Origin of the sequence: Blautia sp. MSJ-36 (assembly GCF_018917985.1) — a bacterium.
Classification (GTDB): Bacteria; Bacillota; Clostridia; order Lachnospirales; family Lachnospiraceae; genus Blautia_A.
On record NZ_JAHLPQ010000006.1, the window covers coordinates 84,292 to 99,337 of the forward strand.

The 15,046-nt window shown below is 47.1% G+C and carries 8 protein-coding genes; 7 read left to right on the forward strand and 1 reads right to left on the reverse strand.

The features are described from left to right. The 7 genes from KQI39_RS06610 to KQI39_RS06640 all read left to right on the forward strand — a co-directional run bounded on the left by KQI39_RS06610 (position 1) and on the right by KQI39_RS06640 (position 13,598). Positions 1-1,311: a D-alanyl-D-alanine carboxypeptidase family protein gene (locus KQI39_RS06610; RefSeq protein WP_148445024.1), complete on the forward strand. Its 1,311-nt coding sequence runs from the start codon at positions 1-3 to the stop codon at positions 1,309-1,311. 16 nt (positions 1,312-1,327) lie between these two features. Next, entirely contained in the window at positions 1,328-1,885 is a 558-nt protein-coding gene (rfbC, locus tag KQI39_RS06615) for a dTDP-4-dehydrorhamnose 3,5-epimerase (protein WP_148445023.1), read from the forward strand. An 11-nt stretch (positions 1,886-1,896) separates the two neighbouring features. Further along, positions 1,897-2,703 carry an ABC transporter permease gene (locus KQI39_RS06620; protein ID WP_148445022.1) on the forward strand — a complete coding sequence of 269 codons (807 nt, stop codon included), beginning with the start codon at positions 1,897-1,899 and terminating at the stop codon, positions 2,701-2,703. Between the two features lie 67 nt (positions 2,704-2,770). Next, positions 2,771-4,090 (forward strand): ABC transporter ATP-binding protein, encoded by a 1,320-nt coding sequence (locus KQI39_RS06625; RefSeq protein WP_148445021.1) that lies wholly within the window; start codon positions 2,771-2,773, stop codon positions 4,088-4,090. Between the two features lie 14 nt (positions 4,091-4,104). Further along, positions 4,105-9,723: a glycosyltransferase gene (locus KQI39_RS06630; protein ID WP_216417322.1), complete on the forward strand. Its 5,619-nt coding sequence runs from the start codon at positions 4,105-4,107 to the stop codon at positions 9,721-9,723. Beyond that, positions 9,699-12,146: a glycosyltransferase family 2 protein gene (locus KQI39_RS06635; protein ID WP_216417324.1), complete on the forward strand. Its 2,448-nt coding sequence runs from the start codon at positions 9,699-9,701 to the stop codon at positions 12,144-12,146. Before KQI39_RS06630 ends, KQI39_RS06635 begins: the two co-directional genes overlap by 25 nt. Positions 12,147-12,158: 12 nt before the next feature. Further along, the gene (locus tag KQI39_RS06640; protein WP_330653963.1) at positions 12,159-13,598 is read left to right on the forward strand and encodes a hypothetical protein; all 1,440 of its coding nucleotides are present in this window, start codon (positions 12,159-12,161) and stop codon (positions 13,596-13,598) included. A gap of 150 nt (positions 13,599-13,748) precedes the next feature. Here the strand turns inward: KQI39_RS06640 and KQI39_RS06645 are convergent, their stop codons facing one another. Continuing rightward, on the reverse strand, positions 13,749-14,999 hold the full coding sequence (locus KQI39_RS06645) for a D-alanyl-D-alanine carboxypeptidase family protein (protein ID WP_216417326.1): 1,251 nt from the start codon (positions 14,997-14,999) through the stop codon (positions 13,749-13,751). Positions 15,000-15,046: the final 47 nt, after the last annotated feature.

Below are 15,046 nucleotides of genomic sequence, written 5' to 3' on the forward strand. Positions count from 1 at the left end.
ATGAAAAAAATAAAAAAACTGTTTGTGGTTCTGGCAGCAGGGATGGCGTTGATGCTGCCGGTACAGGCCATGGCTGCGGTAGATCTCAATGCAAAATATGAGATCAGTACCAACCAGATTCAGGGATGGCCTGCAGGACCGGAAATTATTTCAGATACCGGTATTCTGATGGATGCAGATACCGGAGTGGTTCTTTACAACAAAGGTGCGGATGAGCAGAGATATCCGGCAAGTATTACCAAGATTATGACATTGCTGGTGGCAGTAGAGAATTCCACCATGGACGAGCAGGTGACCTTTACAGAAACCGGAGTGCGTAACGTAAATGCGGATTCCAGCAATATCGGTACGCAGGTGGGAGAGATTCTTTCCATGAAGGATTGTCTGTATGCACTGATTATCCAGTCTGCCAATGATGTTGCCGCACAGATCGCGGAACATATCGGCGGCACAGAGCAGGCGTTTATTGATATGATGAATCAGCGCGCACAGGAGATCGGATGTACCAATACGCATTTTGCCAACTCCAGCGGACTTCCGGATGACAACCATTATTCTTCCGCAAAGGATATGGCACTGATTATGCGAGAAGGCCTCAAAAATGAGGATTTCCGTACGGTAATCGGCACTGCAGATTATGTTATCGAACCCACCAATATGAATACCCAGCAGAGAATTCTGCATACCCATCATCCGATGTTTGCTCCGGAAAGCGGATTTTATTATGATGGTTGTATCGGAGGAAAGACGGGAACTACGGTTGCGGCCGGACATACACTTGTCACTGCGGCAAAAAAAGACAATACCACGTATATTGCGGTAACCATGCGTGCCGCAGATCTGGCGAATTCCTGTATGGATACTACGGCTATGTTTAACTACGGTTTTGAGAACTTTACAAAAACAGAAGTGGATGGCGGAAGTGTACTTCTTCCAAAGGGAACAGAACTTGCTTCCCTGACCACGAAGGCGGAGAATATTGACGGAAAAACAGAAACCAGTTATTATTTTGGAGATTATCTGATTGGAAGTGCCAGTGTGGCGCAGGCGACACCGTCACCAACACCGGAGCCGACTACTGAGGCAGAAGACAGTACAGAAGCCGACAGTACCGGAACAGATATTTCGACAGAGGATGAAAGCGGACAGACGGAAGCAGAGAATACGACGGAAAAAAAAAGCGTGCCTGCCATGCGTAAAATCCTTCTTATGATTATGGGTGCTATGATTCTGATTCTGATAGCCCTTCTTGCGGCTCTCGGAGTGAAAGAAAAGAAACATAAAAAGAAACACAAAAACAAACATAAATAGAAAAGGAGAAAGAAAAATGGGAAAAATAAAAGTAACACAGTGCGGAGATATTGAAGGACTGAAAGTGATCGAGCCAACTGTTTTTGGGGATTCCAGAGGATATTTCATGGAAACTTACAATTACAACGATTTCAAGGAAGCCGGAATTGATGTGGAGTTTGTTCAGGATAACCAGTCCAGCTCCCGTTACGGTGTTCTCCGCGGACTTCATTTCCAGATCAACTATCCGCAGGACAAACTGGTACGTGTGGTAAACGGAGAAGTGTTTGACGTTGCAGTTGACCTTCGTGAGGGTTCCAAGACTTTCGGAAAATGGTACGGAGTTGTTCTTTCTGCTGAGAACAAGAAACAGTTCTTTATCCCGAAGGGATTTGCTCATGGATTCCTGGTACTTTCTGAGAATGCGGAGTTCACCTACAAATGCTCTGATTTCTATCATCCAAACGATGAGGGCGGACTGATCTGGAATGACAAGGACATCAATGTAGAGTGGCCGATCCCGGAAGGCATGGAGCTTATTTTCTCCGACAAGGATCAGAAGTGGGGAAGCTTCCAGGAATATAAGAATCGATAAGGAATTACAGAATGAAGAAAATATTAGCTTTGCCGGCAGAGCTGTATCAGAACCGTAAGCTCGTTTTAAGCCTTGCAAAAAATGATTTCAAAACAAAATATGCAGGATCTTATCTTGGTATTGTCTGGGCGTTTATCCAGCCGATCGTAACGATCCTGGTCTACTGGTTTGTATTTTCCGTAGGATTGAAAGCCGGAACGGTGTCGGATTATCCGTTTGTACTTTATCTGGTATCCGGTATTGTGCCGTGGTTTTTCTTCCAGGATGCGTTAAACGGCGGAACCAATGCTCTGCTGGAATATAATTACCTTGTCAAAAAAGTTGTATTCAAGATCAGTATTCTTCCTATTGTAAAGATCATTTCCGCACTTTTTGTGCATGTATTCTTTGTGGTGTTTGCACTGATCTTATGTGCGTGCTACGGATACACACCAAGCCTTTACACACTGCAGATCATTTACTATTCTGTCTGCACCTTCCTGTTTGTGCTTGGACTTGTATACGCAACCAGTGCGATTGTGATCTTTTTCCGTGACCTGACCCAGATCATCAATATTTTTCTTCAGGTCGGTGTATGGCTTACACCGATCATGTGGGATGTCAACATGCTTGCGTCTCATCCGTGGCTGATCAAGGTGTTCAAGCTGAACCCTATGTATTATGTGGTCACAGGATACCGTGATTCCATGCTTGGCCATGTTGGAATCTGGCACCATAGCGCATGGACCATTTATTTCTGGGTAGTGACGATCCTGCTTTTCGGATTGGGATCTGTAATATTCAAGCGTCTGAAGCCGCACTTCGCAGATGTGCTCTGATTCAGACGGCAAAAGATGACACGCCGTCAGACTGCCGGCTGTGAGTTGAAACAAAGTGAGGTTAAAAATGGCAGAAGATATTGCGATTTCAGTAAATGATGTCAGTAAAATGTACAAACTTTACGATAATCCCATGGACCGCCTCAAGGAGTCCCTGGGATTATCCAGAAAAAAGAAATATAAAGAGCATTACGCTCTGAACCATGTGTCTTTTCAGGTGCATAGAGGAGAGACAGTGGGAATTATCGGAACAAATGGTTCCGGTAAATCCACCATCCTGAAGATCATTACAGGCGTACTTTCTCCCACAGCAGGAGAGGTTGCCGTAAACGGCAGAATTTCAGCTCTTCTGGAGCTGGGAGCCGGATTTAACGGAGAATATTCCGGACTTGAGAATGTATATCTCAACGGCAGCATGATCGGTTTTTCCAGAGAAGAGATTGATGCCAAACTGCAGTCCATTCTGGACTTTGCAGATATCGGTGATTTTGTTTACCAGCCGGTAAAAACATACTCCAGTGGTATGTTCGTGCGTCTGGCTTTTGCGGTAGCCATCAATATTGATCCGGAGATCCTGATCGTCGATGAAGCGCTTTCCGTAGGTGACGTATTTTTCCAGGCAAAATGTTACCGGAAATTCGAAGAGTTCAAGGAAATGGGCAAGACCATCCTGTTCGTAAGCCATGACTTAAGCAGCATCGGAAAATACTGCGACCGTGTTGTACTTCTAAACAAAGGCGAGAAGCTTGCAGAGGGCGGTGCCAAGGAGATGGTCAATCTCTACCGCCGTGTGCTGGTCAATCAGTATGAGGATGCAGATCAGTCTGAGAACAAAGAGGGCAGCACCGCAGAAAACGGACAGAGCGGAAATAACGCTTCCGGTGAAAACGGCCATGACGGCCAGGGCAGCCAGAAGCTTATGAAAGACAGCCTGAATCTGAATCCGCAGGTTCTGGAATATGGAAGCAAGCTTGGCGAAATCGTGGATTTTGCGATCCGGGATGATACCGGAATGATCACCAATGTGATCGAAAAAGGCAAGGAATTTTCCGTTCAGATGAAAGTGAATTTCCAGGCAGATGTCAGTGACCCGATCTTTGCGTTTACTCTGAAAGACCTGAAGGGTACCGAGATCACAGGTACTAATACCATGTATGAACATACGCCTCTGAAACCGCAGAAAGCAGGCGATGTCCGTGAGATCACCTTTAAACAGGTGATGCCTCTGGAAGCAGGGGAATATATGCTGTGTCTGGGATGCACCGGATATAAAGACGGCGATTTTACCGTATTTCACCGGCTTTACGATGTGTGCAACCTGACCGTGATCACAGATAAGAAAGCAGTGGGATATTTTGACCTGTTTTCCAAAGTATCTGTGAAATAAGTGGAGGAACGACTATGGCGGAGTTGAATTTAGATTATTATACGGCGAAGGACCATTATTCCGACGGGGATATCGAGGAAACACTTCTGAAAATGGCACAGGAAGGGAAATCTTTTGAAGATCTGCCGGAGGATGAGGTGAGCTTTCCTATGGTTTACCATTTTTCGGGGCTGAGAGAAAATATCTTAAGCTGGTATCCTCTGAAAAAGACGGATTCTGTTCTTGAGATCGGAGCCGGATGTGGAGCCATCACAGGAATGCTTTGCCGCAAGGCCGGTCATGTGACTTCTGTGGAGCTTTCCAAACGTCGTGCAGACATTAATTTTGCAAGAAACAAAGAGAAAGAAAATCTCACGATCATGGTTGGAAACCTCAACGACATGACGTTTCCGGAGAAATTCGACTATGTGGTAGTAAACGGTGTGCTGGAGTATGCCATGAGTTTTACCGAAGGAAAAACTCCTTATGAGACATTTCTTCAGCGCATGGGTGCTTATCTGAAGCCGGAGGGAAGGCTTCTGATCGCCATTGAGAACAGACTGGGACTGAAGTATTTTGCCGGGGCACCGGAAGATCATACAGATCTTCACTTTTTCGGAATCAACGGATATCCGGGAAATCAGTCTGTACGCACCTTTTCCAAGAATGAACTGGGAGAGCTGCTGGAAAACAGCGGCTTTCCTTTTCTGCGCTTTTACTACCCGTATCCGGATTATAAATTTCCGACAGAGATTTTTACAGATGAGAGCCTTTACACCAATTCCTATGGAAGAAATTATCCTGTATACACAGATAAGACCGCAGATCTTTTTGCAGAAAGTGAAGGGGTAAAAGCCTTCGAAAAAGAGAAGATCCTGAACAGTTTTGTGAATTCTTTTCTTGTGGAAGCAGGCCGCACGGAGAACCAGGATCCGGAGGAAATTCTCTATGTGAAACTGAACCAGGGACGGAAAGAGAAATTCCGCCTTTTGACCAGGATCGTCCGTGAGAACGAAGAGGTCCGCGCGGAAAAAGAGGCCATGGTGCCACAGGCGGAGGAGTTTGTGGAGAAGCTGGAGAAACTTGGAACAGAAAGTACTGGCTCTGACAAATACAGAAACCTTCCCTGCAAAGCGGAAAGCGGAAAAATCTCCTATCCTCTTCTTACAGGAAAAACCCTTCATCAGGAAATCGCGGAGCTTGCCCATAAAGGAGAAATCGAAGAGATCAAAATACTTCTTAAAAAATTCTATCAGGAATTTTTCGGGGCGCGTAAGGTCATGGACTACAGAACCGAAGAGTTCTGTGAGGTATTTGGGGAGTATCCGGGAAGAAGTGATTATGAATGTGTCTGCCCGGCCAATGTGGATCTGATCTGCAGCAACATCTTTATGGGAGAAAACGGAAATCAGATCATTGATTATGAGTGGATGTTTGACTTCCCTGTGCCTGTGAACTTTATCATGTGGCGTCTGATCCATGAGCTGTATACACACATTTCAGAACTTCCCCAGCTGTGTCACGAAGATGAGATGATGGCGGAGTTTGAGATCGGTTATACAGATTATGAGATCTTTATGAAGTGGACCATGCATTTTGTCTATGAGTACGTGGGCTGTGATACCCTGATGCCTTTTGAGCAGAAGAGAATGCCGGTTTCCGTTACAGATATCATCAACCGTGAAAAAGAGAAACATCAGATGCACAGCAAGGTTTATTACGATCTTGGCGGCGGATTCTGTGAGGAACATACCCTCCATGTGGAGGGAAAACTTACAGGCAGCCGTTTCCGTGTGGAATTTGATCTTTCCGGAATTGAGGGCATTCAGAACATCCGCTGGAACCCGGCAAACGGCCATTTCCTGAAAGTGAAGGTAGAGCGTCTAGACTGTGGATGCAGTGCAAGACTGGTACCACAGGGCGTGCATATGACCGTAGATGGCAGTACTACCGCATTCTTTACCACAGATGGTTTTTACCTGATCCAGGTTATGCACCCGGAAAAAGTGGATAAGATCGTGATCGAGGGAAAACTGGAAACTCTGGAGCTTTCCGATGTGGAAAAACTTCTGGCGCAGCAGAAAGCAGACGAAGAGCGAAAAGCACAGGAGAAGGCGAAAAAAGCAGCACAGAAAGCAGCAGAAGAAGCAGCCGAGGAGGCACTGCGCCATCCTGGAAAAAAAGCGCAGGTAAAACGCCTCATCAAAAAAGTTCTCCGCTATAACAGTGCACCGGCAGCCGTTCAGAGCGTGGAAGCAACACCGACCTGCATGGGAAGCGTGGATTTCTTCCATTATGAAGACTGTATTCTGAACACTGTGGGCTGGGCTTTTGACCCGACTTTCCAGGAGATGGGACAGCCGAGGATTGTCTTTTATGAGGACACCAGGAAGTTTCAGGAGAGCGCCCTGACTACCATTTATCGTACAGATGTGGCCCAGGCCATTGGAAATCCGGATGCGGAAAGTGCGGGATTTTCCTTCCAGGCAACCGTTCTGGCTCCAAAAGAAACAACTGTATTTCTGGAATATGGTAAAAACGGAGATACCGGACGATTCCTTCTTGGCAAGGTACCGGCAACACAGGGACAGGAGGAATTCCTGGTTTCTGCTATCGAAGATCCGAAGAGCATCGGAAATCTCCGCCATTTCAAACAGCGTCATGTCCGCAGTGCCCGAAAGGATTATCCACAGGCTGTTTACCAGCAGAAGGTGGATGTAATCGTGCCGGTTTACAATGGACTGGAGTATTTTGACGCCCTGTTTTCCGGAATTGAGAAGACAAAGGTTCCGTACCGTCTGATCATTGTAAATGACAAGAGTCCGGACCCGGAAGTGGGAAAATATCTGGAAAAATATGCCGCAGAGCATGACAATGTGGTACTTCTTAACAATGAGACCAATATGGGCTTCCTTCCGTCTGTAAACCGTGCGTTAAAGATGGCGGAAAATCACGTTGCCCTTGTAAATACAGATGTGGAGGTTCCGGAAGAATGGTTGGAGCGCCTGATGCTTCCGATCTTCGCAAAGGAAAAGATCGCCACCACCACACCGTTTACCACCTGCGGAACCATCTGCAGTTTCCCGGATTTCTGCCGGGATAACAAACTGTTTGAGGGAATGCCGCTGTGGGAGATCGATGATGAATTCCGCATGATCCGCCCGCAGTATCCATCCATGCCTACAGGTGTGGGATTCTGCATGGGTATGAACCTGAAAGCCATCAGAGAAGTCGGACTTCTGGATGAGGAGAACTTCGGAAAAGGCTACGGAGAGGAAAACGACTGGTGCCAGCGTGCCATAGCTGCAGGTTATGAGAACGTACATGTGGATAACCTGTTCGTATATCACAAACACGGTGGAAGCTTCCCGTCCGAGGAGAAACAACGCCTTCTGAAAGAGCACAGCGACGCACTGCTCCGCAAACATCCGGATTACAACAAGGATACCGCAGACTACTGCAGAAGAGATCCGCTCCGTCCGGTAAGACTTTATGTGGAGATGAAACTTCTCAATAAGAAGCTGGATGTGCCTACCATTGTGGCCTTTGACCATGATCTGGGCGGCGGAGCTACGGCTTATCTTGTGGAGAAAAGGCGTCTGGCACTGCGGGAAGGATACCGTTTTGTGACCATCCGCTATAATATCGTAAGCAATCGTTTTTACTTTACTTATCAGTATAAGCAGTACGAGATGGAATTTTTTGCCAATGATCTGGAAACTGCACTTGGCGAGCTGATGCGTGTGGACGAGATCTGGATCAACGAGCTTGTAACTTACCAGAATCTCTACGAAACCCTGGAGCGTATCCTGCGTCTTAAGAGAGAGCAGGGGGCGAAGATCCTCATGCTTCTTCATGACTTTTTCGCCCTTTGTCCGGCAGTGAACCTGATCGATGCTAAGGGAAAATACTGCGGCGTGCCATCCTGTGAGGTCTGTGACAAATGCGTTCCGGACAACCGCAGCAATGCGTGCACAGAGTACGGAAGTGGAACTCTTTGGCGTACAAAATTCCGGGAATTCCTGTTAAACTGTGACGAGATCCGTGCGTTTTCCGATGATACGGCGAAGCTGTTCAAGCGTGCTTATCCGGATGTATACAATCTTCATGTGATCCCGCATGCACCTCATTATCTTCCGGCAGTGAAGAAAACCAGAAAAACCACAGAGACCTTTAACATCGGCCTCATCGGTGTGCTCTGCTACAAAAAAGGCTTGGAAGTTGTGAAGGCACTTGTAAAATATATCGAAGAGAATGATCTGAATATCCGTCTGAGACTGATCGGTACTTCCGACGAAGAGATCGAAAGCCCGGTATTTTCCCAGACTGGAAGATATACAAGAGAAGAGATCCCGAGACTTACCCTGGAGCAGGATATTGATATGTTCCTGATCCCGTCCGTATGGCCGGAGACTTTCTCCTACACAACTTCCGAGATCATTTCCATGGGATTCCCGGTAGCCGTACTTCCGGTAGGTGCACCTGTGGAACGTGTGAAACGTTATGAGAAAGGCCTTGTCCTTAAGAATGAGCAGCCGGAAAATATTGTGGAAGAGATGATTTCCCTGTGGAAAACTCTTGGAGGAAATGAACTTCCTGTGGAAAACCGCAAGATTCTTTTCGTCGGGGAGGAAATTTCTTTTGCATCCAGATATCGTGTGGAACATTTCCGGGAACAGCTGATCCTTAACGGATATGCATCGAAATTTATCCAGATGGACCAGACAGAGCAGGAGAACATCGAGGAATATACGGCAGTTGTGATGTACCGCTGTAGCAAACTTATGGAAGCGGAGATGCTGGTCAACCGGGCGAAAGCAGCCGGAATCCCTGTTTACTATGATGTGGATGACCTGGTATTTGATTACGAAAAAATCTCCGGGCTGCATTTCCTGAAGGGAAGCGAGTACAGCGATTTCCGCACAACCACAGACCGTATCCACGGATGTATGGAATTCTGCGACGGATATTTTACATCTACAGAAACCCTGGCTGGTGAGATCCGGGAAGAATTTCCGGGAAAACCGGTGGTCATCAACCGTAACTGCATGAGCATGGAGATGGAGGTTCTGTCCCACGAAGCAGTGGAGCAGACAGACAAAGATAAAGACCGGATCTATATCGGATATTTAAGCGGTTCCAAGACCCATGACCAGGATTTTGCCCAGGTGGAAGCCGCACTTCTGGAAGTGATGCAGCGCCACCCGGAGGTTTATCTGAAACTGGTGGGCGTGCTGGATGAATCCGGAATGGAGCCGGTACAGAACCGTATTGAGAAACTTCCGTTTATGGACTGGAGACAGCTGCCTGGCGTGATCGCAGGGCTAGACATCAATTTGATGCCGCTGGAGAACAGCCTGTTCCACTGTTGCAAGTCCGAAAACAAGTGGACGGAGGCAGCACTTGTAAAAGTTCCAAGTGTCATGAGCCGCAACCGTGAGATGGAATATGTGATCGAAAACGGAAAAGACGGCTGGATGTGCGCCACGAAAGAAGAATGGGTCAGTGCCCTGGAATCTCTGGTAACGGATGAGAAGGCCAGAAAAGCCATGGGAGAGGCGGCACATGAGAAAGTCATGGAACATTACCTGACAGAGAATACCGGAAAGGACGCAATGGAGGAATTGTTATGCAGCGAGAGCTATACGAAGTAGAAAAAGACAGGTTTGACCTGAAGGACAGTTCCCTGTATCACCTTCAGGGAACCTGGCCGAAAGACCATAAGCCGGAAGCCGTTCTTGACGGGGAAAAACTTCCGGCAGCCATCAGTGCCCAGGAGCGTGTCAGCGCCCTGGAGCGCTTTAAAGATCTGGATCTGGTGAACGGAGAACGTGTACAGATGGAGATCTGCCTGCCGGATCTGGAAGGCAAAAAGAAGCTTGTTGTTTATGCAGTAAAAGGCGGAAAACGCATCCAGTGGTTTTCTGTTTCTGCAGCGCAGCTTTACAAAAAGCAGGGAAAACCGCAGTACTTTATCGAAAGTATTGAGGTGGAATCCGGGGAAAAAATCTGCCGTGTCCGTGGATGGGCAGCTTTTAACCGACCCTTGACCATCCGCCTGGAAGATCGCAGCCGGAAGGAGATCCCCTGCGAGATCACCAGACTGAAACGTGTGGACGTGCAGAACCAGTACCAGGAAACAGAAATTGATGAGAAGAGCGGATTTTTCTTTGAATTCCATTATGACAGTGTGAAGGAATTCTATATTGTATTTGAGGCCGGCAATGTGCGAACACTTCGTCTGGTACATCTGCAGCCACAGAAGCGCCTTGCGGAGAAAGCGGCCGTATATTTCCGGAAAGGAAGCCGCTACATGAAACTTCACGGGGCAGCAGCCCTCACCGGAAAAGTTTTCGGAAAAGTGATGAACCGGAAAAATCGTCCTGTGGATTATTCCAAATGGATCGTGAAGCACCTGCCGGACAAGGCCGAACTTGCGGAAGAAAGAAAAACAAAATTTTCCTGGAATCCGAAGTTCAGCATTGTGATCCCGCTTTACAAGACACCGGAGAAATATCTCCAGCAGCTGGTGGACTCTATTGAGGCTCAGACTTACGGAAACTGGGAGCTTTGTCTTTCTGACGGAAGCGGAGCAGATTCCCCACTTACTGACTATCTTACAGGACTTGAAAAAAGCGATGAGAGAATCCGTGTGATCCGTAATGAACAGGCACTTCAGATCGCGGAGAATACCAATGCGGCTATGGAAGCGGCAACCGGAGATTTTATCGTATTTGCAGATCATGATGATGAGATGACACCGGACGCCCTGTTCCAGTGTGTGAAAGCACTGAATGAGAATCCGGAGATCGAGGTTTTGTATTCCGACGAAGATAAGATGTCCATGGATGGTCATAAATTCTTCCAGCCTCATTTCAAACCGGACTTCAATATCGACCTTCTGTGTACAGTAAACTACATCTGCCATCTTTTTGTTGTGAAAAAAGAGATCGTGGATCAGATCGGAATGCTGAAAAAAGAATTCGACGGTGCACAGGATTACGATTTTGTATTCCGCTGTGTGGAAGCTGCGGGAAGAGAGAAGATCCATCATATCCCGAGGATCCTTTACCACTGGAGATGCCATGAGGATTCCACAGCCGAGAATCCGGAGAGCAAGATGTACGCTTTTGATGCAGGCGCACGTGCCATTAAGGCTCATTATGACAGGATCGGCGTTCCGGTAGAGATCGAAAAGGGCGAATATCTTGGTCTTTACCGCACGAAATTCCTACGGGAAGAAAAACCGCTGATATCCATCATCATTCCTAATAAAGATCATATTGATGATCTGAAAAGATGTATTGATTCCATTGAAGAAAAGGCGACTTACCGCAATTATGAGTATGTGATCGTGGAAAATAACAGTACGGAAGAGGAGACTTTTGCTTATTATAAAGAGCTGGAAGCCTCCAATCCGAAGGCTCATGTGGTGTACTGGGATGGTATTTTCAACTATTCTGCTATCAACAATTTCGGTGCGGCCCATGCCAAAGGTGAGTACCTGCTTCTTCTCAACAACGACACGGAGATCATCAGTCCGGACTGTCTGGAACAGCTTCTGGGATACTGTATGAGACCAGATGTGGGAGCTGTGGGAGCACGTCTCTATTATGAGGATGATACCGTGCAGCACGCAGGTGTAGTCATTGGTTTCGGCGGCATTGCCGGACACTGCTTTGTGCAGCAGAAGAGGGATGCTACCGGATACTGTCACAGAATCATCTGTGCCCAGGACTACAGTGCAGTAACAGCAGCCTGCATGATGGTAAAACGTGAGGCTTTTGAAAAGGTTCATGGATTAAGCGAAGAATTCCAGGTTGCCTTTAATGACATTGATTTTTGTCTCCGCCTTGGAAAAGCCGGATATCTGGTTGTATACAATCCTTACGCGGAGCTTTATCACTATGAGTCCAAATCCAGAGGTCTTGAGGATACACCGGAGAAGGTGGCAAGATTTAACCGTGAGATTGCTTCCTTCGAAAAACACTGGCCGGAAATCCTCCGTGACGGAGATCCTTACTATAACCCGAACCTTACACTGGAGAGCCAGGATTTCTCTCTGAAGCGGATATAGGAGGAGCTGATCTTGGAAATGAAAAAAATCTGGAAAGAAGAACGGTTTCAGGTGCTGGTCCTTGTCCTGGCGGCATTTGCGCTTCTGACTGCATGGGCGTTCATGCAGCCGCTGGGAGCGGGCCCTGATGAAAAAATGCGCTACATGGTGGCACAGTATCTTCATAAACATCCGGGCAAACTGCCTCTTGGAGATGAGCCAACCATCCGTGATGCTACCTGGGGAATTTCCTATGCTTATTATCCCATTCTTTCCTATATGGTATCTGCTGTATTTATGGGGATCGCAGGACTGTTCCATGCCTCTGCCGACGGACTTCTCCATGCAGCAAGAATGGCAGATGTGCTTTTTGTGACGGGATCTGTGTATTTCGTTGTGAAAGCTTCCGGAAAGCTTTTTCCGAAAGAGGGAAGATGGCTGTTTGCGGCGCTGGCAGGTTTTATGCCGCAGGCACTGTTCCTGGGAACTTATGTAAATACAGATTCCCTGGCCCTTTTGTCCATGGGAATCATTCTGTATTCCTGGTCCTGCTATCTGGAAGAAGGAGACTGGAGTCTCAAAAACTCAATCCTGCTGGCTGTTGGAATGGCGGTCTGTGCACTGTCCTACTATAATGCTTACGGCTGGATCTTATGCAGCTTCCTGTTTTTCTGCCTGACAGTCCTTCTGTGCAGGGAAGAACCGGTGAAACAGAGGATTGCCTTTCTGTTTCGAAGGGGAATCGTGATCGCAGTCGTAACCCTTGCCTTATGTGGATGGTGGTTTGTGCGAAATGCCATTCTTTATGACGGAGATTTTATCGGAAGAAAAGCCTGCGCCGAATGTGCGGAGAAATATGCAGCCATTGATTACCGGCCGTCCAGGTATCCCACACCGGAGAAACTGAAATGGACATGGAAAGATATCCTTCTTTATCAGGACCCGGGCTGGCAGCATAACTGGCTTCTCACAGTTCTGGTGAGTTTTATCGGAACTTTCGGACTGATGCAGATTTATATGCCTTATGGTGTGAGCAAGGTGTATTTTCTGTTCTTCGGACTTGGTGGAGTTGGGATTTTGTCCATGCTGGGAATGTTTTATCCGAAGAAGCGTACCGTTGTAAAAGAACGAAAAACATCGGGCAGTGAAAAACTGAAGATAAAAACAGTAACTGTGTCCGATAAATGGGATAGAAAAGGAATCTTCCATCTGTTGATGATCCTTCTGATCCTGATTCCTGTGGGACTATTTATGTATTATGTATATTACAGTGATAACCAGGCACAGGGACGTTATATTATCCCTGCTCTGTATCCGGCTATGTATTTTGTGACAGCCGGCTGGAAACGTCTGCTGGAACGTTTTGTAAAAAAAGAAAAGATCAGAATGTGGATCTACCGGGTTTTGAGTGTACTTCTGGTGGCTTCACCGTTTCTGTGCTATATTTTTCTGGTGGTTCCGTTTTATCACTAAGTTTCTGACAGGAAAATTGAGTAAAAAAAGATCCCTTCTATGTATCTGAAAATGATCGATACATAGGAGGGATTTTTTAACGGAATGTGAATTTCGAATATCCGTTGGATTTCTGTAAGACTGCAAAATAAAATCCAACGTAAAGCGAGATCAGGCGCGGATAATCTTTATCATACGCCACAGAAGCAGGAGCAGAAGCAGAACGCCAACGCCACCGATTACAAAATAAGGAATGGGGGAGCGGGATTCGGAATAAGCTTTTGCTGCATCCATGTTGTCGTCATTTTCCTGAACCTCTGTGGTGGTACTTTCTTCGGAAGTATCTTCCACTACGGCAGTTCCAACCTGAGCTCCGCCAAAGGAATAGGTGCGGAGAAGCTGTCCATCGGATGGCGTATCTTCTGTAGTCAGGTCATCGGAAGTTGCACCAGCCGGAACCATTACAGTACCTCCGGACAGGATGTGGAAATCTTCTTCCGCAAGATCCAGAAGCTGGAAATTGGCGAAGCCGTAGTCCATCAGAGTGATGGCTTCGTTGGCTGTCTGTCCGGTTGCTCCGTTCATAACAACGCAGATCAGGGTAGTGCTGTTGCGCTCGGCAGCAGTTACAAGAACGCTTCCGGAAGCTGTGGTAGTACTCTCACGTCCGCCGATGCAGCCCTGATAATAAGTGGCGGAAGTCGGAGTTGTCATGGAGAAGGAACTGGTAAGGTTTCTGGCACCGCCGGAAACATTGGTAGCCGGTATCGTATAGGAAGTGGCACCGGAAATTGTGCGGAAACTATCATTGCTGATAGCTGCCTTCATAATCAGGGCCAGGTCGTGGGCGGTGGTGTGCTGATTATCATCCGGAAGACCGGTAGGATTGGTAAATACGGTATTGGTACATCCAAGTTCCTGGGCGCGGTCATTCATTTTCTGGACAAAAGCATCTACAGAGCCGCCGATCTGTTCCGCAACCTGAAGGGCAATATCATTGGCAGAAGCCAGCATGATTGCATAGAGACACTGCTCCATGGTAAAAACTTCTCCAAGCTGTGAAGAAATATGGGCGCCGCCATCTGTGACACCGGAAACACCGGTTTCTGTCATGGTAATCTGATCGGTTAACTGGCTGTTCTCCAGTGCCAGAAGGCAGGTCATGATCTTAACTGCGCCGGCAGGGGAGAGAGCGGTATCCATATCTTTGGCGTAGAGAATGGTATTGGAAGAATCTTCCATGACTACGGCGGATGCGGAAATGATCTCAGGCCCCTGTGGCCATCCGCTGATGGAGTTGGTTGTAATACCGGATGATACAGCAACAGCGGTTTCTTCTGTGGCGAAAACTGGAGTCTGGAACACCATGGAAGCTGAGATTCCAAAGGCCAGAAGCGCCGCGGTTATTCTTGATTTTTTCATAATATATGGTACTCCTGTATAAAAAATAATTCTTATGTAAGCAATAC